Source organism: Bacteriovorax sp. PP10, assembly GCF_035013165.1.
GTDB classification, from domain to species: domain Bacteria; phylum Bdellovibrionota; class Bacteriovoracia; order Bacteriovoracales; family Bacteriovoracaceae; genus Bacteriovorax; species Bacteriovorax antarcticus.
Genome location: NZ_JAYGJQ010000001.1, coordinates 1,442,354 through 1,468,236, shown reverse-complemented (window position 1 = coordinate 1,468,236; position 25,883 = coordinate 1,442,354). Strand labels below are relative to the sequence as shown.

Annotated in this window: 32 protein-coding genes, 1 tRNA gene and 1 pseudogene; 15 read left to right on the top strand and 19 right to left on the bottom strand. The window is 37.0% G+C overall.

The features are described 5' to 3' along the window. Positions 1–36: 36 nt before the first annotated feature. Entirely contained in the window at positions 37–675 is a 639-nt protein-coding gene (locus SHI21_RS07235) for a phosphatase PAP2 family protein (RefSeq protein ID WP_323575628.1), read from the bottom strand. A gap of 165 nt (positions 676–840) precedes the next feature. Here SHI21_RS07235 and SHI21_RS07230 point away from each other — a divergent pair, with 165 nt between their 5' ends. Continuing rightward, on the top strand, positions 841–1,263 hold the full coding sequence (locus SHI21_RS07230) for an EamA family transporter (protein ID WP_323575627.1): 423 nt from the start codon (positions 841–843) through the stop codon (positions 1,261–1,263). A 15-nt stretch (positions 1,264–1,278) separates the two neighbouring features. On the opposite strand, the gene SHI21_RS07225 is transcribed toward SHI21_RS07230, so the two are convergent. Continuing rightward, positions 1,279–2,022: a COG4705 family protein gene (locus tag SHI21_RS07225; protein ID WP_323575626.1), complete on the bottom strand. Its 744-nt coding sequence runs from the start codon at positions 2,020–2,022 to the stop codon at positions 1,279–1,281. 186 nt (positions 2,023–2,208) lie between these two features. Continuing rightward, positions 2,209–2,370, bottom strand: coding sequence for a hypothetical protein (locus SHI21_RS07220; RefSeq protein ID WP_323575625.1), 162 nt, complete (start codon positions 2,368–2,370; stop codon positions 2,209–2,211). Positions 2,371–2,392: 22 nt separating this feature from the next. On the opposite strand from SHI21_RS07220, the gene SHI21_RS07215 reads away from it, so the two are divergent. Continuing rightward, positions 2,393–2,692: a large conductance mechanosensitive channel protein MscL gene (locus SHI21_RS07215; RefSeq protein WP_323575624.1), complete on the top strand. Its 300-nt coding sequence runs from the start codon at positions 2,393–2,395 to the stop codon at positions 2,690–2,692. 73 nt (positions 2,693–2,765) lie between these two features. Here SHI21_RS07215 and SHI21_RS07210 read toward each other — a convergent pair whose 3' ends face one another. Both SHI21_RS07210 and SHI21_RS07205 read right to left on the bottom strand, forming a co-directional pair. Further along, a complete protein-coding gene (locus tag SHI21_RS07210; protein ID WP_323575623.1) occupies positions 2,766–4,175 on the bottom strand; it encodes a L,D-transpeptidase in 1,410 nt (469 codons plus the stop codon). Positions 4,176–4,453: 278 nt separating this feature from the next. Continuing rightward, positions 4,454–4,780, bottom strand: a complete 327-nt coding sequence (locus SHI21_RS07205) for a hypothetical protein (RefSeq protein WP_323575622.1) — start codon at positions 4,778–4,780, stop codon at positions 4,454–4,456. Between the two features lie 245 nt (positions 4,781–5,025). Here SHI21_RS07205 and SHI21_RS07200 point away from each other — a divergent pair, with 245 nt between their 5' ends. Continuing rightward, positions 5,026–5,184 (top strand): hypothetical protein, encoded by a 159-nt coding sequence (locus SHI21_RS07200; RefSeq protein WP_323575621.1) that lies wholly within the window; start codon positions 5,026–5,028, stop codon positions 5,182–5,184. Positions 5,185–5,214: 30 nt separating this feature from the next. On the opposite strand, the gene SHI21_RS07195 is transcribed toward SHI21_RS07200, so the two are convergent. The 4 genes and pseudogenes from SHI21_RS07195 to SHI21_RS07180 form a co-directional block, all read right to left on the bottom strand. Next, positions 5,215–6,660, bottom strand: a complete 1,446-nt coding sequence (locus SHI21_RS07195) for a CRTAC1 family protein (protein ID WP_323575620.1) — start codon at positions 6,658–6,660, stop codon at positions 5,215–5,217. Positions 6,661–6,850: 190 nt separating this feature from the next. Further along, positions 6,851–7,002: pseudogene (locus SHI21_RS07190) on the bottom strand (YnfA family protein); the annotation flags it as partial. A gap of 105 nt (positions 7,003–7,107) precedes the next feature. Further along, a complete protein-coding gene (locus tag SHI21_RS07185; RefSeq protein WP_323575618.1) occupies positions 7,108–7,950 on the bottom strand; it encodes a class I SAM-dependent methyltransferase in 843 nt (280 codons plus the stop codon). A gap of 1 nt (position 7,951) precedes the next feature. Continuing rightward, entirely contained in the window at positions 7,952–8,533 is a 582-nt protein-coding gene (locus SHI21_RS07180; RefSeq protein ID WP_323575617.1) for a DUF2239 family protein, read from the bottom strand. A 192-nt stretch (positions 8,534–8,725) separates the two neighbouring features. Between SHI21_RS07180 and SHI21_RS07175 the strand changes: the two genes are divergently transcribed. Further along, a complete protein-coding gene (locus tag SHI21_RS07175) occupies positions 8,726–8,923 on the top strand; it encodes a hypothetical protein (RefSeq protein WP_323575616.1) in 198 nt (65 codons plus the stop codon). A 195-nt stretch (positions 8,924–9,118) separates the two neighbouring features. On the opposite strand, the gene SHI21_RS07170 is transcribed toward SHI21_RS07175, so the two are convergent. Further along, the gene (locus SHI21_RS07170; protein WP_323575615.1) at positions 9,119–9,667 is read right to left on the bottom strand and encodes a cysteine hydrolase family protein; all 549 of its coding nucleotides are present in this window, start codon (positions 9,665–9,667) and stop codon (positions 9,119–9,121) included. Between the two features lie 361 nt (positions 9,668–10,028). Here SHI21_RS07170 and SHI21_RS07165 point away from each other — a divergent pair, with 361 nt between their 5' ends. Beyond that, complete coding sequence (locus tag SHI21_RS07165; protein WP_323575614.1) at positions 10,029–10,940, top strand: GlxA family transcriptional regulator; 912 nt, start codon at positions 10,029–10,031, stop codon at positions 10,938–10,940. Here SHI21_RS07165 and SHI21_RS07160 read toward each other — a convergent pair whose 3' ends face one another. Together SHI21_RS07160 and SHI21_RS07155 are read right to left on the bottom strand one after the other, a co-directional pair. Beyond that, complete coding sequence (locus SHI21_RS07160) at positions 10,941–11,720, bottom strand: MBL fold metallo-hydrolase (protein ID WP_323575613.1); 780 nt, start codon at positions 11,718–11,720, stop codon at positions 10,941–10,943. Between the two features lie 148 nt (positions 11,721–11,868). Further along, entirely contained in the window at positions 11,869–12,699 is an 831-nt protein-coding gene (locus SHI21_RS07155) for a PhzF family phenazine biosynthesis protein (protein WP_410198813.1), read from the bottom strand. 86 nt (positions 12,700–12,785) lie between these two features. On the opposite strand from SHI21_RS07155, the gene SHI21_RS07150 reads away from it, so the two are divergent. From SHI21_RS07150 to SHI21_RS07135, 4 genes are all read left to right on the top strand, one after another. Continuing rightward, the gene (locus tag SHI21_RS07150; RefSeq protein WP_323575611.1) at positions 12,786–13,379 is read left to right on the top strand and encodes a TetR/AcrR family transcriptional regulator; all 594 of its coding nucleotides are present in this window, start codon (positions 12,786–12,788) and stop codon (positions 13,377–13,379) included. Between the two features lie 9 nt (positions 13,380–13,388). Then, a complete protein-coding gene (locus SHI21_RS07145) occupies positions 13,389–14,285 on the top strand; it encodes an alpha/beta hydrolase (RefSeq protein ID WP_323575610.1) in 897 nt (298 codons plus the stop codon). Continuing rightward, positions 14,236–14,652, top strand: a complete 417-nt coding sequence (locus SHI21_RS07140; protein ID WP_323575609.1) for a GFA family protein — start codon at positions 14,236–14,238, stop codon at positions 14,650–14,652. The genes SHI21_RS07145 and SHI21_RS07140 overlap by 50 nt, the downstream gene beginning before the upstream one ends. A 122-nt stretch (positions 14,653–14,774) precedes the next feature. Continuing rightward, positions 14,775–15,272 carry a GNAT family N-acetyltransferase gene (locus tag SHI21_RS07135; protein WP_323576262.1) on the top strand — a complete coding sequence of 166 codons (498 nt, stop codon included), beginning with the start codon at positions 14,775–14,777 and terminating at the stop codon, positions 15,270–15,272. 160 nt (positions 15,273–15,432) lie between these two features. On the opposite strand, the gene SHI21_RS07130 is transcribed toward SHI21_RS07135, so the two are convergent. After that, positions 15,433–15,858 (bottom strand): MarR family winged helix-turn-helix transcriptional regulator, encoded by a 426-nt coding sequence (locus tag SHI21_RS07130; RefSeq protein WP_323575608.1) that lies wholly within the window; start codon positions 15,856–15,858, stop codon positions 15,433–15,435. An 86-nt stretch (positions 15,859–15,944) separates the two neighbouring features. On the opposite strand from SHI21_RS07130, the gene SHI21_RS07125 reads away from it, so the two are divergent. Beyond that, positions 15,945–16,268 (top strand): rhodanese-like domain-containing protein, encoded by a 324-nt coding sequence (locus SHI21_RS07125; RefSeq protein ID WP_323575607.1) that lies wholly within the window; start codon positions 15,945–15,947, stop codon positions 16,266–16,268. Positions 16,269–16,282: 14 nt separating this feature from the next. Beyond that, positions 16,283–16,879, top strand: coding sequence for a YceI family protein (locus SHI21_RS07120; protein WP_323575606.1), 597 nt, complete (start codon positions 16,283–16,285; stop codon positions 16,877–16,879). Between the two features lie 105 nt (positions 16,880–16,984). On the opposite strand, the gene SHI21_RS07115 is transcribed toward SHI21_RS07120, so the two are convergent. Together SHI21_RS07115 and SHI21_RS07110 are read right to left on the bottom strand one after the other, a co-directional pair. After that, a tRNA-Ala gene (locus SHI21_RS07115) sits at positions 16,985–17,060 on the bottom strand. 15 nt (positions 17,061–17,075) lie between these two features. Beyond that, the gene (locus SHI21_RS07110) at positions 17,076–18,512 is read right to left on the bottom strand and encodes a thioredoxin-like domain-containing protein (protein WP_323575604.1); all 1,437 of its coding nucleotides are present in this window, start codon (positions 18,510–18,512) and stop codon (positions 17,076–17,078) included. A 102-nt stretch (positions 18,513–18,614) separates the two neighbouring features. On the opposite strand from SHI21_RS07110, the gene SHI21_RS07105 reads away from it, so the two are divergent. Together SHI21_RS07105 and SHI21_RS07100 are read left to right on the top strand one after the other, a co-directional pair. Beyond that, on the top strand, positions 18,615–19,976 hold the full coding sequence (locus SHI21_RS07105) for an HAD-IG family 5'-nucleotidase (RefSeq protein WP_323575603.1): 1,362 nt from the start codon (positions 18,615–18,617) through the stop codon (positions 19,974–19,976). Positions 19,977–20,118: 142 nt separating this feature from the next. Then, a complete protein-coding gene (locus SHI21_RS07100) occupies positions 20,119–20,889 on the top strand; it encodes a substrate-binding periplasmic protein (protein ID WP_323575602.1) in 771 nt (256 codons plus the stop codon). Between the two features lie 2 nt (positions 20,890–20,891). Here SHI21_RS07100 and SHI21_RS07095 read toward each other — a convergent pair whose 3' ends face one another. The 4 genes from SHI21_RS07095 to SHI21_RS07080 all read right to left on the bottom strand — a co-directional run bounded on the left by SHI21_RS07095 (position 20,892) and on the right by SHI21_RS07080 (position 23,589). Further along, a complete protein-coding gene (locus SHI21_RS07095; protein ID WP_323575601.1) occupies positions 20,892–21,167 on the bottom strand; it encodes a hypothetical protein in 276 nt (91 codons plus the stop codon). Between the two features lie 110 nt (positions 21,168–21,277). After that, the gene (locus SHI21_RS07090; RefSeq protein WP_323575600.1) at positions 21,278–22,276 is read right to left on the bottom strand and encodes an arginase family protein; all 999 of its coding nucleotides are present in this window, start codon (positions 22,274–22,276) and stop codon (positions 21,278–21,280) included. Between the two features lie 12 nt (positions 22,277–22,288). Next, positions 22,289–22,594 (bottom strand): hypothetical protein, encoded by a 306-nt coding sequence (locus tag SHI21_RS07085; protein WP_323575599.1) that lies wholly within the window; start codon positions 22,592–22,594, stop codon positions 22,289–22,291. Between the two features lie 44 nt (positions 22,595–22,638). Next, on the bottom strand, positions 22,639–23,589 hold the full coding sequence (locus SHI21_RS07080) for an aldo/keto reductase (protein ID WP_323575598.1): 951 nt from the start codon (positions 23,587–23,589) through the stop codon (positions 22,639–22,641). Positions 23,590–23,740: 151 nt separating this feature from the next. Here SHI21_RS07080 and SHI21_RS07075 point away from each other — a divergent pair, with 151 nt between their 5' ends. Continuing rightward, on the top strand, positions 23,741–24,817 hold the full coding sequence (locus SHI21_RS07075) for a phosphorylase family protein (protein WP_323575597.1): 1,077 nt from the start codon (positions 23,741–23,743) through the stop codon (positions 24,815–24,817). After that, positions 24,807–25,826, top strand: coding sequence for an SPL family radical SAM protein (locus SHI21_RS07070; RefSeq protein ID WP_323575596.1), 1,020 nt, complete (start codon positions 24,807–24,809; stop codon positions 25,824–25,826). Before SHI21_RS07075 ends, SHI21_RS07070 begins: the two co-directional genes overlap by 11 nt. Positions 25,827–25,883: the final 57 nt, after the last annotated feature.

The following is a 25,883-nucleotide window of genomic DNA, read 5'->3' as shown; positions in this document are numbered from 1 at the left end:
AATTAGGTATTATAAATTACAAACGTGCAATGTTAATTATCTGCCCAATCTTTCAAGCTCTTCGCGTAATCCACTGTCTGAAAGATATCCATCGGCCAAAACATCCCCTAACTTTTTTCCAGCAACAATATCGCTTGGGTAATGAACTCCACCTAACACTCTATTGAAGGCCGCTTTATCGGCTCTTTCAAAAAATTGCAGGCTTCTTTCCGGATAAATAACGGACAGCATACGTGCATAAACCCTAGCAAGTGCTGAATGTCCGCTTGGATAGGCGGTACTGCTTTCCAGGTCTACACAAGGCTTAATTTCAGGATGAGTTAAATAAGGCCTTGGACGTTTAAACTCTGACTTTGAAAAATAAATTTCAGTACCAGTCTTAATAGTAACCATAGTTAATTTCTTTTTAACTTTAGCAATTTCATTGTCACTTAGCACTCCATTTTTCCCACCAAACAAAGTTGCCAGATTGGCCGTGGCCTGCACTTGAGCTTCTGCACAATCGGCACCGGTTCTTACTTTTTGAAGGTAGAGCATCTGTTCGACTTCTTGTTTATTTTCAACTGAATCAAGTACCGGATATGGACCGAGTTGATCGCCGTTATCCATGAAATCAAATTGCCCAAATGCTGTCCCAGAGATACTCAAAAATAATAGCAAGCTAAAAAATTTCATAATGACTCCTGATCTATTAATAATATATTTTAAACATGCTTAGAAAAATTTACTTCTTTTTTCTACAAAGATGGCATTCTTGTAATGAAAGCAATGTAGTTATATGAAGATTTACTTATCTATAAAATTACTTAAACTATACTGAGAATAATCAAAGGAGCTCACATGATACTTTCATGGCAACTATTTGCATTTGGTTCTGCTTTTTTTGCAGCTCTTACAGCAATCTTTGGAAAGATTGGAGTTCATGATATGAATTCTAATCTTGCTACATTTTTGAGAACAATCGTCATTCTCATAATGAGTGCTTTGCTTATTACCTCTCGTAATGAATGGGTTAAACCAGATACACTGCCTACTAAGAGTATTATTTTTTTAGTGTTATCAGGTATTGCTACAGGCTTTTCATGGTTATGCTATTACCGAGCTTTACAAATGGGGCCAGCTTCAAAAGTGGCCCCTATCGATAAACTAAGCGTAGTCTTTGTAGTCATTTTTGCATTACTTTTCTTGGGAGAAAAATTAACATGGAAAGTGGGGCTAGGAACTTTATTCGTGGGCATCGGTGCAGTTCTCATGGCCATCTAATTTAAATGAAGTAACTTATACTGTTTTATTTTTATACCCAATAGCTGTAGCAACCATAATAAATAATAGCAGCAGCCCAATGGTAGATGACAAAGGTCCAAACCCTAGGGCAGTTGGTTTAGTGAGATAATCCCCCATACACGCACCAATTGGGTGAGTCACAATGATAGCGGCCCAGAATAAAAATACGCGGGACATTTTAGTAAAAAGGGTTAAGACTGCAATCAAAAGCAATAAAGCAGCAAGCAATGCCGTCCCTGCTCCAAACCCAAGATTTAATCCGGTATCATCAGATAAAAAATCTCCTAATGATGTCCCAAGAGTACTGGAGAATAAAATCGCCGCCCAATAAAGTGCTTCAACCTGAACAGTTTTCACACTATCTATAGAAAGTGTTTTAGCTTTGATTCGCCATAAACCAAAGACTGCCACTAGAATTGCCAAAAGGAGTAATGACCCCTGCGTATAGCCCAGTTCCAGACTTCTTGTTATATAGTCTGAAACCGTAGTTCCAGCTGTACTAGTAAGAATAATAACTGTCCAAAAAAGACCACGGTGTTTGCTCTTTGAAACAAGCTGGACACCTAAAGCAATAACAAAGAGGGCAATTAAAATAACCGAACTCCATGCATATCCAACTTTCATCGTCATTGAAAGTAAGTCCCCTGCTGTTTCACCTAAAGTCGTCGCAGTGATAATCATAATCCAAAAGTAAATATCAACCGGCGGAAGTTTATTAGAATCAATTTCAGTGTTCATGATTATCTCCAGAACAAGTATTAATTAGTTCTAGCGAATTAAAGCATTAATAGTCTTTATTCTCAAACGGGATTTTGATCATTACTAAATTGTAATAGAAAGAAATAGGATTTATTCCAAAGAGCACATTTAAATGTTGTCGTAGTTTGTGTCGTGCCGGCACTGTTAAAGGCAGTGAATGGATTTTCAACTGGGCGTGATCGACAAATTTAACTCATCTCCCCAAAAAGTAATACTCCAAGGAAATAAATCAAAATTCAATTGATAATATTCTTTTGCTTCCCCTTCACCAGCGATAGACTGATAAGGATTTAAAAAGCGTCCAAGCAATATTAAAATTAGCTTCAATTTTATTCTAAGGATTTATGGTATGGTAAAAGAATTTTATAATTTTCTAAAAGCGTATAGTGTAATCGGCCTGGCCATCGCTGTTGTCATTGGAGGAAAACTCAATGACCTCATCAGTAGTCTTGTTAATGATTTGCTTATGCCTCTTATTTTCCAACCGGCCCTTAAAGCTGCCAATGTCGATGACGTGAGAAAGCTAAGTTACAACGGCATTTTCTATGGAAAAGTATTAGGTACATTGGTCGATTTTATTATTGTCGCTCTTGTCGTTTTCTTCATCTCGAAATTAGTTCTCAGAGAAGAGACTGTTACTAAAAAATAGAACAAGCTTCGAACTTCCGAATAATCCAAGTGCAAAGTATTCTTTACACTTGGATAACAGGTCTTTTGACTAACTATTTAATATTTTTTGAATCCATCCACGGTGGAGTTTCTTCATCTTCAAATCCAGAAACTTCTAAGATCGTTTTCGGGTGATGATAATCAGCAAGAACTCCAGCATCTACATAAAAAACACCAGAAGACATGTCTTTAGATTTAACTCCATAAACATTCCCTTTTCTTCCTACAGATCTCTTGATTTTTCCCATGTCTTCACCTGGAGTGTATTTAATCACTGTAGGCATTACATCTACATCATAAGTTCCAACTTCTAAAATCTGGTTTAGCGAACTTGCCGGATCAATAATCATGTCGCTTCCAGCACGCTTCGCGCTCCAGAACATATCTGCTTCAGCGCCAGTTACTCCAAGAGATTTTAAAACGCTTGCACGTCCAGATCTCTCTCCTGCTTTCTTAGTTAAAATATACTGCCACGGCTTTGTTTCTTCTGTGTAATCAGATAATTTTTTATCAAGAAGTTCTTCTTTTGCATAAATTTTAATAATCGGCGTTCCTGTCTCAATCATCTCTCTTAGAAAAGCGATCGCTTCATTATTGTTTCTTGTGCATCCAGAGCTTCTTGGATTTGAAACAACGTTTGCCACAAATTTCTTAGTTTGCTGGATAAACTCATCTTTGTTTTCTCCCCAACCAATTGTTCCATGAGTCCACTGCCCAAATGCCCCAGGTGCAACAAAAGCAGTGTACCAACCAAAGGCCCCTCTCATGGCCCCATGTTTGTCACCGTTAGCATCTTCTGGCATGTATTTTTTCTTAAACCAATCGTTCCAATTGTTATTTCCAATCTCTGGAGGCATCGGATATCCATCTTTATACCATGATGGGTAATGTCCCCCGCCATCTTGATAGAATTTTGTCCAACCTGTTACACGGTACGAACCAACAATTGATCGCCCTTTTCCTTTTTCAGCAGCTGGATGGTCGCGGTCTTCTCCTACTACGACTTCAGTTTCCATTACCATCTTGCTTGGGCAAGAATTATCTAAACATTGTCTTTCATAAAGTCTAAGAGTTTCAGTTGCAACGTTTACGACAACAAAATATTTTCCAACGAATTCTTTATAGTCGATAACTTTTGCAGAAAGATATTCTTGGACAACATAATATCTTTCTGCCGAAATAATTTTATTTGCAGTTGCAATGATTTCGATTTGAACATACTTACCATTAATAAGCTCAGGACTTACAACACGAACTTTTTCATTCAGACTTAATACGCCCATTGTTTTACCGGCATCTTCAGGAGTTGAGCGAACTCTCAATCCATTTAAGGCCACGAAAAATTCATTTGCACTAGTTGTTAGCACAACTGGTTCTGAACCTAATTCTTGAGCGTGGAGTCCTGAAAGTGGTGAAATAGACATTAGAGATAGAAGCAGTAAGGGTTTTACTTTAGTTTTCATATGCGTCTCCTTTAAGGTTTACGAAACGCAGTTCTTTTAAGACCGAAAAATACGTTTTGGTAGTTTTTTAAAAGGGTATGAAAAAGTTATCCTATTGAATTGACAGTTTATTGAGGTTTTTGTCAAGAATAGGTTTAAGCATGATTAAATTATAACGGATGAGATATTCCACTTGCAGGTTGTGTCGCGCGGCCGACAAACTTAACACTAAGACCACTTCATAACTAAATCAACAGATTCTCGGTTTAGTTATGAAGTCTTAGCTTTTATAAACAGAATTAGGCATCATCCCCAAGTGATTGTTTCGCAACAATAGTACATGATTGAGCATCAAGAAGAAGAGCTGAAAAGTTATTATAGTAGCCATTTGATTCAGTTAAAAAAAACACTTCTACATTTGAGTTTGTATTATTATAAAACTCTCCACCGTAAGCAAGACTGTCCTGACCTGGTTTTAAAATTTGACTCTTCAGAGTAACCAATTTGATATTTTTATTCTGAGTTGTGTTTGTATTATTGATTTCTTCTTTTACCTTTTGTAAGCACCCGGCATAAGCTCCAGTTGAAATAAGGAACGCAAAGAAAAGAGTTGTTAACTTTTTCATAAATTCTCCAAAGATAGTATGTTAGTGCTTCCTATATATCATAGTGATAAATTTTATGTAGTATGTTGAATTTTATTCATAGGTTAAAAGTTTCTATATAAACAAGTACATGGCCTGTCCGAGTGTCGAGACAAGGAAGGAACGACGAAGATGGATAAAATAAATCAATTTTTTATCGAACTATGAGAGTATTAAAAGAGTTGTTTAAAGCGATGATGCTGTAGTTACTGGGTTTATAAAATAATATGAAATACATTAGATATATTGGAATTGCTTTAGCTGTTATAGGAATGCTTTACGCTAAAAACCAAATCGATATGCGAAACAAATCTGAAATTAAAACCATTGATAGTCTAGATCAAGACGAAGGCACTACTCCGGCCTCTACTAAAAAAAGACAATAGGATAGCGCCGTATCTGTTTGTAAAAAGCTTTTACGGAATTATCATATGATTTGTCTTTGATTGAACTAGTTTCCCACCATATTCTACTCTTTTACCTGAAGGTAAAATGACCTCCACTGATTGAGCAGATTCATCTTTCAGTAAACCGAAAATGACCTCCTGATCATAATTGGCAAATCTCCCCGAGCCTGAACTAATGGCACGAACCTGTACACGCTTATTGGTTCTCAAAACAATAGTCATACCTCTCGGTATCGTTCCTGATTGATAATTTGCAGAAAACTTTATCCACTCACCTTCAGGTTTTATTGTATACAGAGTTATCGGGGAGAGAATTTTATCACCATGAGTATTAAGTATATCATAGCTGCCATCATGATTTAAATCTCCAGCAATAGTCGATATACCAAATAATTCTTTTTCTTCAAATATTTCTCGATCCAGTTCAAACCATTTATCTTTGAAATGAGAAAATATTTTATTATGTCCGCGAATATTATTTAAATAGAGATCTTCAAAACCATCCAGATTAAAATCTCCTACAACTGCTGAATTGACTGCATAAGTCCTTTTCATTATTTCCGGTGTAACCTCTATAAATTTACCATCTCTAGTTTGCTCATAAAGCCTTGTAGGTCCTTTATCATTTCCATAAACGATGTCTATTATTTCATCGTTATTATGATCAATGAGGCTTATGCCTCGAGCATTTAGAAAAGGATCGCTTAATCCCACTTTTTCAGCAACTTCTGTAAAAAAACCTGCTCCATTATTTTTAAAATAAAAATTTGGTCCTTCATTACCGACAAAAATATTTGTAAATCCTAGTGGCCCCGGTACACCCAGAATACTTCTTCCTTTTGAAGTTAAACCTAATCCAATCTCTGAAGCAATATCTACAAACTTAGAATTCTGCATTTCTATATAAGCGATCTTACCATTTTCACTGGCCACGGCTACGCCATATCTCCCGTCACCTTTTCTGTCTATGCATGTAGAAGAGTAACCTTTATTGAGAATCGATGTAATAGGATCGCTCGCCGTTAATAAATTTTCCCACTTACCGTTGGAATATTTAAACACCTTACTTTGCGATTCACTATTTTCCAGAGGTGAGTGGTTAATAACTAAAAGTTCATCTCTTCCATCATAGTCTAAATCACAAGCAGTGACAGAAAATGAAAGTCCTTTTGAATCCTCAAGCTCGGGGATATTAATGGGTATCAATTCATCTTTAACGGACTTGAGAAAAAGATTACTGCTGCCATGACCTGCGATGAAAATTTCATTGTCAGGATCTTCATCTAAATTAATAAGTACTGCACCTGAAAAGTCTTGTTTTACATCGGTTTTAATTTTAGCTGTAATGTCATAAACTGCGAATAGATTTGGGTAGATAGAACTTCTTGTGTAAAAATATGTTCCAATAATAAAAATGATACTGAATATGAAAATTTTAATAAAATTTTTTGTCATTTTTCCCGCTCACCAGTTAACTCTAATGTTTAATCTAACAATCATTCATTAAAATTGTTTCACATGAAAAATTAATAAGCATCATACTTTTACTCAATCTTTGAATCTTATGGTTTCCTTATTGCGCCATATACCTACTAAAATTTGACCAGCAGAAAAACCTTAATTTTTCTTCAAGCCAACCTCAAAGCCCATAAACAGCGTATGTTCTACCAGCACTCGTATCATGAAGAGTCAGTAGCAAAGCAAACAAAGCAAGACTCAAGCTTGCTGGTAATAACAACCAATAATTTCTGCGATAGCTGTAAAAATAAATAGTAGAGCTGTTTTAAAAACGATCATCTTGATTCTCATTAGTAATTAGTCATTTCTTGAGCTTAATCATTATTTCATACTGAAAGGATTTATGCTAATGCCCAAACCTTCTTAGCTTTAATTCTTAAACGTTTATCTTTTCCACATTATATAACCGGACATTCTTCTAAAGGGCAGTGCCCATTTTTTTCCCATAAAAAAAGAAATTAGTTTAAAAATCGCTGGAAGCGGAGTCGCTCTTCCAAGCTGCTCTGAGGTATCAACATAATATTTTATCTCTACTAATTTCCATCCCCTGCTCTTAAAAAAATCCATCCATACTTCCGGAAAAAATTTAAACGGAGTGTGCTTAAGAACTTTCATTTGTTTTGGATTTTTTAAGACATGATAAGACTTTGGTGAAAAGTATTCGCAAATCCAGAATTTAAAAGATGGAAACCTCATCATGTCGTCAGATAACTCTGATACCTCTTCTTCACTTAAATATGGCAAAACACCTTCTGTTAAAACCACAATCGTTTCAAATCTCTCACTTAAAGATTCAAGTAATGCAATTCTTTCATCGTGTTTTGATAAATCCAGGGCAACTCTTTCCAGATCACAACTTGGATTAAAGATTGATAGAACCTTATTTTTTTCTTCAATCAAATGTGGAAAATCTACTTCAATCCATTTAATTTTTGAATCCAACTGCATTCTATATGGTCTGCTATCGAGACCTGCCCCAAGGTTCACAAAAGTTGTATGACCTTGTGAGATTAAATCTCTGATCATGTTATCAATAATGAAAGTTCTCATGACAACAGTCCAGTTCGTCCACTTATTCACGTTAGACTGCACCCTTGCAAATTCAGTTGATCTGTATCCAAGAAGGAGTCTTGCAAAATTGTCCTTAAAAATGGAATCACTTCTCTCTGTTTCAAGTGCTCTATAATAAGCAACCCATGCAGAAGTGTCTGATACATGTTTTATCATTTTATACCTCGAAAATTTCCTTAGAAGATTTCAACAAATAATTCTGAACATCGTTAGGCCAATTCCCGATAAACCCTAAAAAAGATTTTTTATCTTTTTTATACATTGCTCTTAAAGCTTCTTCATAGTCACTTAAATCACCGGCCAGAACAGACATGATCTGATAGACCCTATCCTGAACCTGTTTAGCACTCTGCCCACTGGAAGCTTTTTTCATTGCATCTTCAACTAGCATTCGAATCGTTGCTGATGCTCCACCACGTTGAGTTGCCAACCACTCCCAGTGACGAGGTAATAAAGAAACTTCTCTTGAAACCACTCCAAGTTTAGGTCTTCCTGGTCCGCTTGAAAGACCGGCATCTTGAACAGACGTATAGACTTCCAGCCTTTTAAGAATTTCCTGCTTGCTTCCATGAAAATTGAAATCAATAGTTTTACCGGTAATATCGCTGAAAATTAGTATTGTACTGATTGATGCTTTACCAATGGAACTTTTAATTTTGAGTACAACCTCTGCCAGGTCTCCATAGGCAATTAGAGAGTGACCTTCAAAAGCTGTAAATGTCGTTTTGTCGTTATTCATGGACCAATATTACCCGGGTAATATTAGATTGTCAATATTACCCGGGTAATAATATATTCACATGTTTATGATTATTTTCTTAAGTACTAAAAAGAATCTAGTTAAATGGTTGACGTCGCGATACAACAGGAAAACCACCCTATCCTCACCATTATTATAAGAGAAAATAAACTTGATCCTTAGAAGGATAACATGGACAAATTAATCGCAATCGCCGCAACATTAGCAGTACTAGCCGTAGGAAGTGGACAACTTCCCAAGGTTCTTCACAAACTGCATGTGGCTCAATTACATCTCATCAAAGATTCACAGTCATCGACTTGGGGCCAAGCAATGTTTGTTACCGAGCAGTTTGAAACTTTAGTGCGACAGGGTCTTGCCTCCACCTAGGTGGGGGCCTATCTACTAAATTTTGGGAACTTGTCACTCCAAGACAAATGCTTTCAATTCTTATCATGCTCACAAACTCTTAAGAATATAATCTAAAAACAAAAGGGGCCCAAAGGCCCCTTTTAAACTATCACATGCATTCTATCTTTTTTACTTTTTCCACTTTACAAGATATCTCTAAAGACCTTCAGTTGGTTAGAATTTTGTAGGGAAAAATAAATTTGTTTCAAGCTCATAGCAAGATAAAATATTGGCAAATTCTTTATCGAGGCTGGCTAAACTTATCTGATGAACAAGCTCTGCAGGATGAATAGCTCCATCAATTCCAATTCGGTCAAATGTTGCTGTAGCATCATGAGCAATCAAGACATCGAAACCCAAATTAGATGCCATCCTTGCAGTGGTGGAAACGCAATGATCGGATGTGAAGCCTGCCATTGTGAGAGACTTAATTTTATTAGACTTTAAATATTTTTCTAAATTTGTTCCGATAAATGCGCTATTCACAGATTTTTGAAAAATACGTTCACCGAATTCTGGCTCAAGTTCCGAGATAAATTCGACTCCTTTTTGACCTGGACTTAAAGGCGATTTTTCTTCAGTCGAAAGATGCTGGACGTGTAGCACCGGTAGTTTTAACTCACGATAAATTTTCAAAAGATGTTCAATATTTTTTTCCAAATTTGGATTATTGCGCTTTCCCCAGTAATCAGATTCAAGAAATCCCTTTTGAGCATCAATCAAGACAAGAGCGTGGTTTTTATGGTAAATATTAATTTTGAACCTCCTTATTTTTCACTAATATATATGATTATGTAAACTTTGAATTTTCACTTAGAGGATTAAAAACAATAATTTTTTTTAATGGCTCGGGATTAATTGTTTTTTGAAATTGTAGCTGCCAATAGCCGACATCCCACCATTTACTAAGTTTAAAACCAGCATCTCTAAAATTCGCTACTTGAGCAAAACCGAGACTTTCAGTGTCTCAAGCTTCATGTTAAAACTACCCCCAAAACAAATGTTGCCCATTTAAAGGGTGCAATTTCTAATGTATCTATTCTATCACTTTACAACTATTGGAAAAAATGGCATAAAAGACATTATGAGTGCAAATAAAGACAAACTTCCAATTTCAATTTACGTGCTCAATATTGATGGGTGTATGGAATCAGCTGTTTTGGGAATAGCAGATATTTTCAATCTCCTAAATCGCTTCACTGGTTGCGATTATTTTAAAGTAAAAATTATCCAACCTCAAAAAATTAGTCAAATTTCAGATGCGGACTATCTCATAATTCCTCCCATCATCGATGCGCCATTTACGATGAGACCGGCCATTATTAGTCTGTTAAAAAAAGTCAATTTAAGCAAGACAAAGATCTGCTCTGTGTGTTCAGGTAGCTTTCAAATCGCCTTTTCAGGATTAGTTGGTTCACGAAAACTAACAACCCACTGGGGGTACAGAAAAGAATTTAAAGAATTGTTTCCTTCGATTAAGTTAGACATAAATGAAATGATTACTGAAGATCGATCAATTATTACAGCTGCCGGAATTATGGCCTATATTGATCTTTGTCTGTATATCATAAAGCAATCTTTATCCCCCACCATGGCCCAAAAATGCGCTAAAATAATTCTTTTTAATGGCCAGCGAACCAAACAGTCTCCCTATATGGATAACTCACTCATTAAATCAAAGAATGATCAGGAAAATGAATTAATTGATCTAATAGAGACCAATCTGGCAAAAGAGTTAACAATAAAAACAATGTCAAAACTTTTAGGAATGCATGAACGGACATTTCTGAGATGGTTTAAAACTCAGTTTAAAACCACCCCTCTTAAATTTATCAATGATGCCCGCATGGACAGAGCAAAGTCTTTTCTACAAAAGAGTAAGCTGACAGTTGATGAAATTTGTCACGAGGTTGGGTACCTTGATACCAGCTCCTTTAGAAGAAATTTCAGAAAATCTACAGGTCTTACTCCAACTGAGTTTAGAAATTCAGTTTGATTATTTCTGATAACTATATGTCTCACCATCATCTAAAATTAAAATTCTTTGGCTTAATTTTTCATTATCAATAAACTCTTTTAATGACGATCGTGTCTGTCTACAATGATCAATGGCTTCCAAGTGATTTGCGATAATAGTTCCACTAGTAATATTCGCTAGCTCCTTTAATTCTACTGGAGTCATTATAATTTCGTCACCAATATCAAATCGGGCAGAGCCAGCTGGTGCAATAATAATGTCTGGTTTTTTATCCAATACAAATTTTTTTATTTCAGAGGTTAAAACAGTATCACCCATAATATATAATCCTGGCCCATCAGGAAATTGAATAAAGTAGCCTCGCCCATGTTCCATTAATGCTCCCATAAATCCTCTACCATGAAGGGCTTCAACTGTTTCAATACTCCCCCCTAGGAAAGGAGCTATAACATTGTCTTGAATACTCTTAACGTTTACATTTTTTTTAGATAAAAACTTTTCATCTTTTTTAGAGCAATAAGTTAGAAGACCTGTCTCATTCAGATATTTATATCCATAGCTATCGAGGTGATCAAAATGCCCTTTTTGACAATGAGTAATGAGTACCGAATTAATTTTTGGTTTTAATTGATGAAATAGATCTGGCAGTTCAACCAAAGGATTTCTTCGTCGGTTTAATGTAAAATACTTAAAGCTAGGTAATTTTCCTTTCGGAGAAAGCATGGGATCGACTAATAAAAAATTTTCTTTCCATTCAATAACAACTGTTGCATTTCTAATTTGATGAATTTTTAACATCTCAAACCTCCAGGTACCTACATTGTATCCGATTGAAAGATCTTCTCCGAGTGTCAAAAAAGACATAAGTAGAGTTATTAACGACATTTTTAAATATGGATGGGCTTTCTTAAGAAGTTTAGCAGTTTAGCATGTCTTAAATTGTAGATTACATAATCCTAGCAGTTCCAGATACACGTATCGAACTACCAGCAATATTTCCAATTTCAGCTCTTAACTTAGAACGCATTCCCATATCCTCACCTTGAACTATGTCGATGTGCCCCTTGTGAGGCCAGTTTAAGTCTCGTAGATAACCTCCCAACGCTGCTGTAGCTGCTCCTGTCGCTGAATCTTCATAGATCCCACCAGAGGCAAATGGATTACGTGTATGAAAGAGCTGATCACTTTCAGCATAAACTAATAAAATAGTAACAAGAGAATTTTCATTCATAAGAGTTCGGCCTTTATCAAGATCATACTTCATTGACTTCAGCTTAGAACGAGAATTTAAGGCCAAAACAAGATGATTAGAGCCACCATGAATAAGAGCTGGCGGTATTCGATAATCGAGATCACTTTCCATATATCCAAAAAGAGAAAGAGCATCAGCAATTAATAATGGATCAGCTTTAAAACTATTTGTCGGAGGTGATTGTAGTGCGGCCATAATTGTAGATCCATCAATTGTTCCTTCAACAGTGATCTTTGTTTGATTAGTGAGCGTTAATGAAAATATGCCATTACCGTATCTCAAAGCAAGAGCTGCACCAAGAGCAATTGTGGCATGACCACAAAATGGGACTTCTGATTCGGGTGAGAAATAATGCACTTTCCACCCTTCAGAGATAGGAGTTGCAAAAACAGTTTCTGAAAACCCGACGTCTAAGGCAATCTTTTGCATTTCGGCGTTAGTAGATAATTGATCAGAGATTAAAACTCCTGCAGGATTTCCACCTTGATTTTCATCTGAGAAAGCCGCAATTTTTTGTATGTTCATCGTATTTACCTTATGATCAAAATTTAAATCAGACATTGCCCCCTACCTTTAGGTAGGATATCATCCTTCCTAAAGGTAGGCAAGAAATGAAAAGAGGCAACACCAAAGAAAAAATTCTAAAAGAAGGTCGGGCGCTAATCCAACAACATGGATACAACGGATTTAGCTTTCAAGATATCGCAGACATTTTGAAAATCAAAAAGCCTAGCCTTTACGATCACTTCGCCAGCAAAGAAAAGTTGGTGATCGCAATTCTTCAAAACTATGGGAATATGTTTGATGAGTGGTCTCAAAGTGTGCATTCTTTGTCCCCTATTGAAAAAATCAGAAAAGTTTTCGATGTTTTTTATGCGTTTACTTCTGACAAGCGAAAGGTTTGTCCTGTGCTCGCATTAACGACGGATACTCATGTCTTGTCACGAGAGATTCAAAAAAGCATGCGACAGTTTGTCGAAAAATGGCTTTTATGGCTCGAGCAACAGATTGTAGAAGGGCAAGAGATTGGTGAAATCCGAAAGGACTTTGATCCAAAGGCCTTATCGACATTCATCTATAGCCAAGGAATGGGCTCTCAATTTCAAGCGCGAATAAAAAACGATGCCTCTCTGACTTTAGATTCCGGAGATATGATAGTTACATTAATTCGGACTCATTCAGTATCAAATAAGAAGTCCATCTGAGGAGCAGACATGAAGCGAAACGGTATTCATACATTTTTTAATCGCAATTTAATTTTAGCTAAGCTCATTTCCATTAGATATTTAAGTGAATATTTTCCAAAAGTAGCTGCTCATATTTTTTCTGGCATTTGGTTCAAGGTTTCAAGGCCGAATCTGAATCCTAAGCGAGACGAATGGATTTCAAAATCTATCCCATTTGAGGTTTCACATCGCGGAAAAAAACTTCCGGTTTACGTTCGTCGGCACGAAGCATTTATTGGCCAAGTTGTTCTCATTCATGGATGGTCTGGAAGATGGGATCAACTCATTAAAATTGGAGATGCTCTTCATCAAAAAGGATTCGAAATTGTCTTCTTTGATTTGCCATCTCATGGAGAGAACATTGGGGATGAATCCGATATTTTTGAATTCTCTGAATTTTTGAAGTTAGTAGATGAAAAATTGAATCTGTTGTCTCCAATCGTCATTTGCCATTCAGCTGGATTCCTAACTATTGCACTCGCCAAACTTACTAAAGGATTCCCCCTATCGAAACTAGTAACAATTAACTCCCCTGCCAAATTTGATTATTTAATCGAAGTTTTCGAGGAGAAAATTCGTTTTTCTTCCCGTCTTATTCCTGAGCTTTGGAAAATCGTCGACAAAAGAGCTGGAGTGGTCGACGCCAAAACTCAACTCGATACTCACCACATGGCAAGCATAGATTCAAAAAGCGTCCTCATTTTCCATGACCAAAATGATAAAGAGGTATTAGTAAGTCAGGCTGAAGAAATGAAAAAAATCTGGCGAGAAGCTAGGTTTATTAAGACCCAAGGCTTAGGTCACAATAGAATATTAGCAGATCAGATGGTTATAGATGAAATTTCTAGCTTTTGCCTTGGAAACAAATCGCTGGAAAAAAATTAATGGAGATTATCGGATGAAAAAATATCTTGGTGGCTGTCACTGCGGCAAAGTGCAATATGAAGTAGAATTGAATTTAAAAAATGCAATCTCCTGCAATTGTTCAATATGTATGAAGCGTGGTAGTTTACTCGATTTTATACCTGAATCACAATTCAAGTTACTATGTGGAGAAAATGAACTTCAAGATTACTTATTCAATAAAAAATTGATTCATCATTATTTTTGCAAAAATTGTGGGATACTCTCATTTGGTAAAGGTATTGCCCCTGGTGGGACAAAGGAGGTGGTTGCCATCAATCTTAGATGTCTTGAAGGGATCAATTTGAAGACAATTACCATTAAGGAATACGACGGAAAAAGTCGTTAACTTAGTTCTATTCGCATCTTCGTTTTGAAAAGCTAAGAAGGCAAAAGCAGAAACCGAATTTAATCAATTAGTTTTCAATCGTTCCTTTATGAGATTGGTATATAATGAGTTAAGAGGTTTTAATAAATGTAAATATAGAAAACTATCAAGGTTTCGAGAATGATGAGAACGAATTTTTTTCCCTTCTTATTAAAGTTTACTGCGAAGAGGGCTTCACTGAACCTGCCGTTGGGCAAAGATTTTTTATACTAGATGAAGTAAAAAAAAGAGGCGAGATTGTTCTGGCTCGAGAACAAAATGGAAAATTATTAGGAATAATTATTTGTGCCCATCCTGATAATTTATTTCGAAAGGTTGCCGAGTGTGACGAAGCAGAGACGCATCTACTTGCAGTTGATCCTTCAGCTCGAAGAGTAGGCTTGGCACAGAAGTTATGTATGGAATTCGAAAGAAAGGCTAAATCATTAGGATATTCAAAATTGGTTCTTTCAACTCACCCTGAAATGCTGAGTGCTCACAGATTGTATGAAAGGCTGGGGTACCAACGAAACACAAAGAGAGATTGGATTAGAAATAATCGCCAGTTTCTTGTTTATGAAAAATTGCTTCCAAATAACTAGGTTCATTCTCAAAAGGCATATTAAAAAATAAGCAGATAACAACCGGCCATCGACTTAGAAAATCGACGGACGCTTTACTTTTTATCAATCGCTCAAGTTCAATGCGCCCATCTTGACTTTCAAAATAGAAAACTTTAGCTTTTAAATTTTAAAATAAAAATTATATTTTTAATAATATTTTTTTTAATTGTAAATGTTCTTCATTAGTAAGTTTACTTCCAAAATTTTTCAAAATGGCCGATTCGTAAACCTGCCAAATATTCATTCTAGTCTTAAGCCCTTTTGCAGTAATAACTGCAAAAAGACCTCTTTTATCTTCTAGAGAAGATTCGATTCTGATAAGGCCCTCCTTGCTCAATTTTTCAGCAAGTCGAGAAACATTATATTTGGCAAGATCAATTTTTTCACCTAATTCATTAAATCTCAATTTACCATCAGCAGATCGTTCCAATGCCCAAAGTACATCGTACCATTCGAGGTTAGGAAAATTATGATCCTTCAATTCTTTCTCGATGGCCTTAATCACACGGTTATAAGTTATTAATAGAATGGCCCATGAATCTGTTTTAGATAGTTTATTACTCATTCCTTCATTTTACCAGATTTAGTTGCATTTGCAACAAGACCTGTTATGATATAGTTGCACCTGCAACTACATTTCAAAGAGGACTAATGAAAGAAATAAACCGCAATGAACTTATTATTTCGATGGGTAGCACCAAAGATTTAATACTTATTGAGACACTTCCAAAAAATTACTATGACGATGGTCATATCCCTGGTGCCATTAATATTGATGTGCGGGAAGTTGAAGAGCTATATAAAAAATTAGGACTTCAGGAAAACCAAACTATTATTACTTATTGCGCAGGCAGAACATGTAAAAACTCACATACAGTTGCCGACATGCTTACTCAAAAGGGCTTCAAAAACGTCTATTGTTATATAGGTGGAAAACAAGACTGGGCCGAAGCAAATTTACCATTAATTAAATAACCAGAAGAGGAAATATGAAAATTTTATTTTTAACAATACTTTTAACATTTAATGTCTCTGCAGCAGAAATCGTCTGGGGTTTAGATAAATCACATTCTATAATTAAATTTGATATTGACCACTTAGTTGTCTCAGAAGTTTCAGGAAAATTTGATGATGTTAAGTCAGATATAAAATCAGATAAGCTAGATTTTACAGACGCAATTTTTAATATAGTCCTAGAAACTAAAAGTATAAATACAAATGATAGCAAAAGAGATGAGCATTTACGAAGTTCTGAGTTTTTTGATGCTGAAAAATTTCCTCAAATTATGTTTGTTGGAAAGAAATTTGAAAAATTAAAAAATGGGAAATATAAAATTTACGGAATTCTTGATATGCATGGAGTAAAAAAAGAAGTTGTCTTCAACGGGATATTTGGAGGAATTATTAAAGATCCATGGGGCGGAATAAGAGCTGGATTAAAGTTTCAAGGAGAAGTAGATCGATATGATTATGGATTAAAATATAATTCTGTTCTTGAAGCTGGTGGATTGGCGATTGGTCAAAAAGTTAGAATTGCTGGAAATCTTGAACTTATAAAGGTAGTCACTTCCAAGGGCTTGCACTAAAGGCTCTCAGTCTAAGCCATTGGGATCAAAACCCGATGGCCGTTTTTTTGGTTTGCAAAAGCCAACAGGCTTTCTTGTGTCCAATGGTTCGCCTGTTGTAATAAATGGTGGACCAGACTGGGATCGAACCAGCTACCTTCTCACTGCCAGCGAGACGCTCTACCAATTGAGCTACTAGCCCCCATAATGAATCAAATTATGGAATAAACTTTTCAACTTTACCAGTTTTCAAATCAACTTTCTTCAACGCATGCTCACCAGTACTCACAACAATCAACTTTCCATCAGATACGAGCACATCATTCGGTTCTTTAAACCCTGTCGCTAGCGTCGACAGCTTCCCCGACTTCACATCGTAAACTCTCACGGCATGATTATAGGTATCGGCCAGATAAACTTTATCAGCAGTCGCAAACACGCCAGTCGTATGTTGCATCAACGCCGTCTTCTTATCGCCATCTTTCAGTCCAAAATCAAACAATCCCGTCCCAATCAATGTCGTAATCTTCCCGTTTTCTAGCACACGCAACGAACTCGTCTCTGCATCAACGAAATATAACTTATTACCCACTAACGACAACCCAGAAGGCTGAGACAGCGAATTCCCAGGCAACGGCCCATCATTAATCGATTCTTCACCACTACCAGCAACTATTCTCGTCTGTTTCGTTTTCGTATTGTAGCCTGCCAACTGATGAGTCCCGGCCATCGCAACAGTAATCTCATCCGGCGACGTTACAGCAAGTGCCCAAGGCGATGCCCACACAGACCCTCGCGATCCATCTCCAGCAACAGTTGCAATCTTCTTCGTTTTAAAATCATAAGCACGAAGAGCATTGTTAGCAGTGTCCGCAATATAAAGAAGTCCATCTTTAAACGCCACACCTTGAGGGCGCGAAAGTGTCTTCTCATCAAAGCCTTCTTTCCCACTACCAATTCTTAAAAACTCTTTTCCATTTTTTTCTAATCCAACAATCTGGTGATGACTTGAATCAGTTAAAAAATAAACGGCACGTGCAGGTTTCCCGTCACTAGAAAAATTTTGAACTTCACTTATCTTCGATGGAAACTTAAAAGCCATCTTATGATCTTCAACGGCCATCTGAATTTTTGTATTACTAATCTTTCCTTTAAACTTATTCGAGATCGAAAAAATATCGCGGTCAAGATCACCTCTATGCCCTTCTCCAGCATAGGCCTTGGCCACTTTTCCATCCGGATCAATTAAAACCAATGTAGGCCAGGCAGTGACTCCAAACGCATTCCAAATCTCAAACTTCGAGTCATTGATAACCGGGTGATTGATCCCATAACGGGCAATCGCCTTCTTAATCTCGAAACTTCCTTTCTCGTTTTCAAACTTCGCAGAGTGCACCCCAAGGACCACCAGCTCTGACGCGTATTTATTCTCTAAGTATTTTAGATCTGGAATAACCTGCTGACAGTTGATGCAGCCGTATGTCCAAAAGTCGACTAAAACGATTTTCCCCTGGAGATCCTTCACTTTAATAGGTGATTTTGTATTAAGTATCGGCGCTGTTTCTAACAAAACTTTTAATGAAGAAGTATCCTTGCTGGCCGCAAATGAGCCAAAACTTATAATGAAAAGTAGTAATCCTATTGCTAAACGCATGTGTGATCTCCAATGAATTCCTGACAGAAATTGACTTCGATATTCCCTTCCTGATAAGATATAATGCTGTCCTATAAAGCTAAAATACACGAGGTACCCACGATGGGAATTTTCATTAATCGTACTCTTAATCTAAAGAAAATCAAAGCAATTGGCTTTGACATGGATTATACGATCGTCCGTTACAACTCTGAGGCGTTTGAACAATACACGCATCAAGAAACATTAAAAAAACTTGTTAACGATAAAAACTATCCAGCAGAAATTCTGAAGTTAGAATTTGATTTCAAACGAGTTATTCAAGGTCTTGTTATCGACAAGTCAAAAGGGAATCTTTTAAAAGTTTCTCGCTTTGGAAAAGTTAAGTCTTCTTATCACGGATTAACTCCACTTGATTTCAAAGAACAACAACGCATGTACGGAAACGGTGTGATTGATCTTAGTGATCCACACATTCAAAGTTTAGATACAAACTTTGCTGTATCAAACGGAGTTCTTTACTCACAACTTGTAGACCTGAAAGAAAAAGGTGTAGCTCTTCCCGACTTCGATACACTTGCTATCGAAATCAAAGATGCACTAGACGTTGCTCACTCTGATGGAACTTTAAAAAACCATGTAAGAGCAAACATCGATAAATTTATTGTTCAGGATCCAGAAGTGGTTGCTCTACTAGAACGCTACAAGCGTTATGGTAAAAAATTATTAGTTATCACAAACTCTGATTTCAATTACACAAAACTTCTTCTTGATTACACAATCAATCCTTTCTTAAAAGAAAACAAGGACTGGTCGGAGTTATTCGAGATCACTGTTACGTTATCGAGCAAGCCAAGATTCTTCACAACGAAGACTCCTTTCCTTGCCATTGATCCGGCAACTGGTTTCATGACTAACCACGAAGGTAAAATCACAAAAGGTATCTACCAAGGTGGATATGCTGGTAAACTTCAAAAAGACTTAGGTCTTGAAGGTGATGAAATCCTTTATCTTGGGGATCATATTTACGGTGACGTTGTGAGTATCAAGAAAACTTTTAACTGGAGAACAGCACTTGTGCTTGAGCCATTAAAAGAAGAAATCGATGCCATTAAAGCAAGTGCACCGATTCAAGCTGAAATCGATAAGCAAATGTTTATCAAAGAAGCTTTAGAAACAAAATTGAATCACCTTGATTTAAGAAAGCATGAATTCAATGAAGAAGTTCCAAAAGAAGAACTCAATGCTCTTTTTGCGGAAGTTGATAAAGTGAACACTATTATTTCTGACCTACTAGAGCAGCACCGTAAATTCTTTAACCCTCACTGGGGCGAGATGATGAGAGCTGGACTTGAAGAGTCTCGCTTTGCTGATCAGGTTGAAAAGTACGCTTGTATCTACATGACAAAGGTTTCGGACTTAATTGAGTATTCTCCACGTACTTATTTCCGACCAAATCGCAGAGTTCTTCCACACGAATTATAAAATCCTAAAGGCCGGTAAAATCCGGCCTTTTTTATATCTTACCTCCTACTCGCCGCAACAACTTCCCTAATACAACATTTCTTACATGCAAATATTTCTATAAGGTTGCAAATAGATTCACTTTAGTTAAGATAGGATATCCATGAAATTACTTTTCATTAAATTCTTATTCGTCAGCTACGTCTTGATTTTCAATTCATCGTGGGCCAAAGGGCCTCTTGTGGTGAAAGTCGGAGCAACAGAATTCCCTCCTTACATCGAGGTGAGTAGCGACGGAAAAGTCACAGGAATTATCAAAGAAACGATTGATTACATGAATGCTGCTCAAAATGACTATAAGTTTGTTGCAATCCCTGCCTCTGCCATGAGACGCCACGAAAACTTCAAAAAGAAATTCTTCGACGTAAGCTTTTACGACAACATTGAATGGGGCTGGGATAAAACCAAAGCTGACGCTTCTAAAGTTTTTATGCGAGGTAAAGAAGTCTACATTGCCAGAGCAAAAAAAGGCCGTGCCGAAGAGTATTTTAAAGACTTTAAAAATAAAACCATGGTTGGAATGCTTGGTTACCATTACGGATTTGCCAACTTCAATTCTGACCCGGCCTATCTTCGTAAAACTTTTAATATGCAGTCATCAACCAGTAATGAAAGCAGCATTAAAATGATTTTATATGAGCGCGGAGATATTGCAGTCGTCTCTGATGCTTTTTTAAACTGGTATCTAGGTCGCCATCCTGAAGCTCGTGCGAAGTTATTAATTTCAAAAAAAGTCGATCAAAACTACTCTCACACAATTATTGTGAGAAAAGATATTCGCCCGACTATAACTGAAATTAATAAGCTTCTTACAATGTTCAGACACTCAAAAGAATTTAAATCAATTGAGTACAGATATGGTGTAACACCATAAATCTATTTTTTAGTTCCAACTTGTCTTAAACAATCGTGATATCCGGCATCCCCTTCATTAAGTTTTCTTCCGTCAACCGTTTCACAACCAGAAGTTGAAATCACTCCTGTCGATTTTACTGTTTTCACAGTCTTTTTCTTTTTCATCATGGCCGCAGGCTTAATTTCTCTTGTTGTGTGTGTTTCAGTAGTTGTTGTTGTCGTTTGCATATCCTCAGGAGTCTGCGCAAACGAAGTTGATAAAAATGCAGATAAAATAACGGCCAAACATAAATTCATAAATCCCCCATTGATAGTTGCTACAGGAGATATACAAACCCCATGCCAGAATTTTGGTCAAATAAACGGCCGATAAGCATGATTTGAAATAAAAATTGGGGAAAAATGCCTTAACTATTTTTGAACGAAGAGTTCTCACCTACGAATTTTAAAAATTGCAGGTAAATCTCCCACGACTTCTCACCGTAACCTCCGGCCATAACATAAGATTGAGGGATGCTTCTTGATTTGAAAAACTGATAAAGAAACTTATCACGAGCGATCATTTGCTCTTTTGATAAGTTTAAAAACGAAGCACTTGGGAGTTCATCAAACTCATAAGGGTCAGCACCATTCACCACGATCACCATGTCAGGCTTAGGAGCGATCTCTTCCAGCTCCAGCAGTCCTGCTTCCAGGCGAGCAAGGTACTGGTCTTCTTCTCCAACCTCAATTCCCACATCAACCGTTGATGGAATAAACCAAGGGTCTCTCAGTGTTCCCGAGTTAAGTGGCCAGCCTTCTTTCATATGAATTGAAAACGTTTTGATCGTAGGATCGTTTTGTAAAATTTCCGGAGCACCGTCACCTTTATGGACATCAACGTCCACAATCCATGCCGTTTTGATTAAACCTTCGGCCTGCATTTTTCTCAGTGTGATCACCATATCGTTCACCAGACAAAATCCACGTCCGGCAAAACTCATCGAGTGGTGCATTCCACCGCCTAGGTAATAACTAAATCCGTTTTGAAGTGCATACTTTGAAGAAGCATAAGTCATCGAGGTCTGAAGCAAGATGATATTAACTAATTCCTTCCAGTCTTTTTTCTGATTCTTAGGATTATATCTTTCAAACTGTCCCTCAGAATTTTTCAATTCATAACACTGATAAATCTCTTCTTGTAATTCAGCAGGCGTGCCGAAAATATGATTGAGAAATTCATGAGTGTGCACGCGTTCTAAATCAGCGCGTGTGATGGGAGCTATTTTTGAAAGATTAGTGTATTCCAGAAACGGATAAAGATATTGAAGAGAAGAAAAAACATGAGCAGCACGATCATCCACGATTGGGATCTCGATTCCAAATTCGCTAAATCGAAGATCACAATCAGGATGATAGAAAATCATAGAGTGTAAATCCTAGAACCAACCACAGTCTATTTGTGCCCAAGCTTGTACCATTGGATCGTAGAAATTTGAGTGAACATAAATATCTACTGAAGCACTTGGGTAAACTAGAACTTGATTTGCCCATGCGTTTAATACAACACCATTCCAAGTTCTTCCGAAAGCGTATCCAGAACAAACTATTGGACGGAAAGATGTATTCCATACACGAACAACTGCAACTTCGCGGTTAACGAAAGTTTCTGTTTGAGGAATAAATGCGTGAGCAGAAGCTGACAGAGTTAAAGCTGCAACAGCTGAAAGGATTAACTTTTTCATTGTAAATCTCCCAATTTAATTAGATACAAAGTCTGCCTTTTTAATCATTTTTGAGCTGGTTTAGCAAGTGCGACATACTCTTGTAACTCTTCATTTTTTGGTAAATTTTTAACAGCTTTTAACAATGATTGCAGTTGCTCAGAGCTCTTCGCCCCACAAATCGCAACAGACAGTTCAGAGTAACTAAGGTTATGTGCAAGTGCCAATTCTAAACCTGTGTGGTGATTTTGATCCAACACCGGCCAAAGTTTTTTCATCGATTCAAACTTTGCAGAGTTGTCTGCATCTTTCCACCATGGTGCCCATGAACGGCAGTCACTTTTATCATAAGCTTTTCTTTTTTCATCTACACGACCAGTGATGATCCCTTTATCTAACGTTCCCCAGCTCATGAAGCTGATATTTTTTTCAGTTAAATATGGAAATAATTGTTCGCTGACAAATTTATTGGTGAAAAGATTAAATTCAGATTGCACAACTTCTACGCGGTCAATTTCGAATGCTTTATTTAATTCATCCAAATTCGTATTACATAAACCAATGTGTTTGATTTTTCCTTCGTGTTTTGCTTTCGATAAAACTTCCATTGTCCTTCTGATATCCACTCGCGCGTCCGGCCAGTGAACCATGTATAAATCAATGAAGTCTGTGTTTAAATCACGCAACGACTGCTCTAACATTTTCTGAGAAACTTTAGGATCATTGTTCATATCAACACGTTTATTTTCATGCCAAGTGACTCCACACTTCGACACTAAAAAAACTTTCTCACGCATATTTTTAAATGCTTTTCCCATTCTGATTTCTGATGTTCCAAAACCATAAATAGGAGCTGTATCAAAAATCGTTATCCCACCATGAACAGCTTCAAGTAATAAATCAATCGAAGCGTTTTCGCTGATTTCACCGAATCCATAACCACCACCTTCACCACTAATCGCAGCGCCACCAAAAGCGATGGGAAGAGAACTAACTGTCTTTAGTAATTGCGTCATTAAAGGCATCCTGATGAAGATTTCTAATACTTATATTAATAAGCGCTCTTTCTAAATCTGTATAGGATGCCAGAGGTCTTTTTAAACTTTAAATCTCGCGTTAATGTGTGTATGACTAGCCTCAAAACAACGTGCACAATATGGATTGCCAATGGCCAGACTCCTAATATTCGCCCATCGCGGAGAAGCGCAAGCTTTCTTCAACGAGTGGGATCTAATCCCAGTGAATTTTTATTTCACAGGACTATTCAAAAACAAAGACCACTTTGTTTTGATCACAGGCGAAGGCCCCAAAGAGGCCAGTGAAAAATCTGTCGCTGTCCTTTCAAGCTTGAAACAGGAAATCACTGAAGTCGTAAACATTGGTATCGCTGGAAGCCTAACACCAAAATTAAAAGTTGGAGATCATGTTTGGGTAAGATCTTCTTACGCGCAAAATGCTGAGAGATGCGAGTTCAAATCTTTTACGACTAAAACTCACGATAACATTGACTGCATTACTGCCTACTCTCGCGTGACAACACCTGAAGAAAAAAAGATCCTTTCAAGCTTCGCTGACATTGTCGATCGTGAATTGTGGTCAATTGCCAGTGCCGGCCATTTATTCAGAGTCGATGTTCTAGCATTAAAATTAATTTCAGATGAAAGTGATTCAACTGACATTTGTCAGCTAGTTAAAGATGAAGCTCCTGCTCTATCTAAAAAACTTTTCACCGAATACCAAAACTATTTAAAGAAACAAGAATCAGTTGCCCCTGTGGCATTAGTCGCACCGAAATCAAATACAATTGAAGATTTCATTCTGACTCATCCAAAACTTTACTTCACGACTTCTCAAGCAAGGAAATTGACAACTCTCCTTCGTGGACTTGCTTTAAAGAAAATTCTCACTGATGAAGAAATTAAAACTTTCACACAAAATTTAATCGAATCAACTGCAGAAGAAAAAACCTCTAAAGAAATCAGCAAAATGCTCTTAAATCTTTTAGGTGAAAAACTAAATCCACTCAACACTCAGATTAAAAATAAGATCGCTGAAGTTTTGGCCCCTCTGACGGATACTGGAGCTCAAGCGAACTTCGATCCCGAATTAGAGCAAGATTACATCCAACTAAACTATCAAATCAGAAGCACCAAAGATCAAAAGAAACTGATCCTTGCCCTTGAGCAATTCAACTACCAAAAAATCAAAGACATCTTCTCAGGAAATCTAGGCGATGATGTTTGAAAAAATCTTCATTGAAGAACACCTTTTAAATCATCCGAAAGTCTTAGAGATCCAACAGAGATTTCCAGCGAGTGAATTTAAGCTCATTAAAAAAGTTGAAGACGTTTTTGGCAGAGTCAAAAAACCTTATCTGCAAAAACGTACGAATCTAAATCTGTTTATCGGTGAGAAAAAAGGACAACTGGTAAAACCAGCACCTCCTGCTTACGGATTATCAGGTGAACCTCATTATTATTTCGTTCACGCTTACAACTGCATTTACGAATGTAATTATTGTTACCTTCAAGGATACTTCCAGTCCCCTGACATCGTTTTATTTTTAAATCACGATGAAATTGGCGCGGAAATAAAAAGACTCGCTGATGATTTTGCTAAGACAAACCCTGGCGAAAAAATCTGGTTCCACGCTGGTGAATATAGCGACTCACTGGCACTGACTCACTTAACAGGTGAGCTTCCACACTACTTCGAACTTTTTAAAAGTTTACCGAATGCTTATCTGGAACTAAGAACCAAATCAGTAAATATAAAAGAGCTCATCAAGCTTGAGCCTTCAGAAAATATCGTCGTGAGTTTCTCTCTTGCTCCCGAGCACAGAACCAAGCTCAACGATTTAAAAACTCCAGGCCTTAAGGCCAGACTTGCGGCCATCAGAGACCTGCACGAACGTGGCTTCCCGATTGGAATTCACTTCGATCCAATTATCTACGACGACAAACTGGTTGAATCCTACACAGATCTGATTTACCAAATGTCGATGAGTCTTCCGCCGGAAGCAATCAGGTATATTTCAATCGGCGTCGTAAGGTTCACAAAAAATGTTTACCATCAGGTGATTAAAAATTATCCCGATTCAGATTTCCTTGCCGACGACTTTGTAAAAAGCTTCGACAACAAAATCCGCTATAACAAACCGACCAGGTTGTGGATTCTCGGCAAAGTTAAAAACCTGCTTTTTGAAGCTGGTGTTCCCCTGGATAAAATCTATGAGTGTATGGAGGAAGAATGATCCTCGATTCAGAACTCAACAACCAGGATATCATCCAAAAAACCTACCCGCTTCCCC

Coding starts and splice junctions, on each gene's coding strand:
- SHI21_RS07235 (WP_323575628.1), bottom strand. CDS start 675: ATGAAATTTTTTAGCTTGCTATTATTTTTGAGTATCTCTGGGACAGCA.
- SHI21_RS07230 (WP_323575627.1), top strand. CDS start 841: ATGATACTTTCATGGCAACTATTTGCATTTGGTTCTGCTTTTTTTGCA.
- SHI21_RS07225 (WP_323575626.1), bottom strand. CDS start 2,022: ATGAACACTGAAATTGATTCTAATAAACTTCCGCCGGTTGATATTTAC.
- SHI21_RS07215 (WP_323575624.1), top strand. CDS start 2,393: ATGGTAAAAGAATTTTATAATTTTCTAAAAGCGTATAGTGTAATCGGC.
- SHI21_RS07210 (WP_323575623.1), bottom strand. CDS start 4,175: ATGAAAACTAAAGTAAAACCCTTACTGCTTCTATCTCTAATGTCTATT.
- SHI21_RS07205 (WP_323575622.1), bottom strand. CDS start 4,780: ATGAAAAAGTTAACAACTCTTTTCTTTGCGTTCCTTATTTCAACTGGA.
- SHI21_RS07200 (WP_323575621.1), top strand. CDS start 5,026: ATGAAATACATTAGATATATTGGAATTGCTTTAGCTGTTATAGGAATG.
- SHI21_RS07195 (WP_323575620.1), bottom strand. CDS start 6,660: ATGACAAAAAATTTTATTAAAATTTTCATATTCAGTATCATTTTTATT.
- SHI21_RS07185 (WP_323575618.1), bottom strand. CDS start 7,950: ATGATAAAACATGTATCAGACACTTCTGCATGGGTTGCTTATTATAGA.
- SHI21_RS07180 (WP_323575617.1), bottom strand. CDS start 8,533: ATGAATAACGACAAAACGACATTTACAGCTTTTGAAGGTCACTCTCTA.
- SHI21_RS07175 (WP_323575616.1), top strand. CDS start 8,726: ATGGACAAATTAATCGCAATCGCCGCAACATTAGCAGTACTAGCCGTA.
- SHI21_RS07165 (WP_323575614.1), top strand. CDS start 10,029: ATGAGTGCAAATAAAGACAAACTTCCAATTTCAATTTACGTGCTCAAT.
- SHI21_RS07160 (WP_323575613.1), bottom strand. CDS start 11,720: ATGTTAAAAATTCATCAAATTAGAAATGCAACAGTTGTTATTGAATGG.
- SHI21_RS07155 (WP_410198813.1), bottom strand. CDS start 12,699: ATGAACATACAAAAAATTGCGGCTTTCTCAGATGAAAATCAAGGTGGA.
- SHI21_RS07150 (WP_323575611.1), top strand. CDS start 12,786: ATGAAAAGAGGCAACACCAAAGAAAAAATTCTAAAAGAAGGTCGGGCG.
- SHI21_RS07145 (WP_323575610.1), top strand. CDS start 13,389: ATGAAGCGAAACGGTATTCATACATTTTTTAATCGCAATTTAATTTTA.
- SHI21_RS07140 (WP_323575609.1), top strand. CDS start 14,236: ATGAAATTTCTAGCTTTTGCCTTGGAAACAAATCGCTGGAAAAAAATT.
- SHI21_RS07130 (WP_323575608.1), bottom strand. CDS start 15,858: ATGAGTAATAAACTATCTAAAACAGATTCATGGGCCATTCTATTAATA.
- SHI21_RS07125 (WP_323575607.1), top strand. CDS start 15,945: ATGAAAGAAATAAACCGCAATGAACTTATTATTTCGATGGGTAGCACC.
- SHI21_RS07120 (WP_323575606.1), top strand. CDS start 16,283: ATGAAAATTTTATTTTTAACAATACTTTTAACATTTAATGTCTCTGCA.
- SHI21_RS07110 (WP_323575604.1), bottom strand. CDS start 18,512: ATGCGTTTAGCAATAGGATTACTACTTTTCATTATAAGTTTTGGCTCA.
- SHI21_RS07105 (WP_323575603.1), top strand. CDS start 18,615: ATGGGAATTTTCATTAATCGTACTCTTAATCTAAAGAAAATCAAAGCA.
- SHI21_RS07100 (WP_323575602.1), top strand. CDS start 20,119: ATGAAATTACTTTTCATTAAATTCTTATTCGTCAGCTACGTCTTGATT.
- SHI21_RS07095 (WP_323575601.1), bottom strand. CDS start 21,167: ATGAATTTATGTTTGGCCGTTATTTTATCTGCATTTTTATCAACTTCG.
- SHI21_RS07090 (WP_323575600.1), bottom strand. CDS start 22,276: ATGATTTTCTATCATCCTGATTGTGATCTTCGATTTAGCGAATTTGGA.
- SHI21_RS07085 (WP_323575599.1), bottom strand. CDS start 22,594: ATGAAAAAGTTAATCCTTTCAGCTGTTGCAGCTTTAACTCTGTCAGCT.
- SHI21_RS07080 (WP_323575598.1), bottom strand. CDS start 23,589: ATGACGCAATTACTAAAGACAGTTAGTTCTCTTCCCATCGCTTTTGGT.
- SHI21_RS07075 (WP_323575597.1), top strand. CDS start 23,741: ATGGCCAGACTCCTAATATTCGCCCATCGCGGAGAAGCGCAAGCTTTC.
- SHI21_RS07070 (WP_323575596.1), top strand. CDS start 24,807: ATGATGTTTGAAAAAATCTTCATTGAAGAACACCTTTTAAATCATCCG.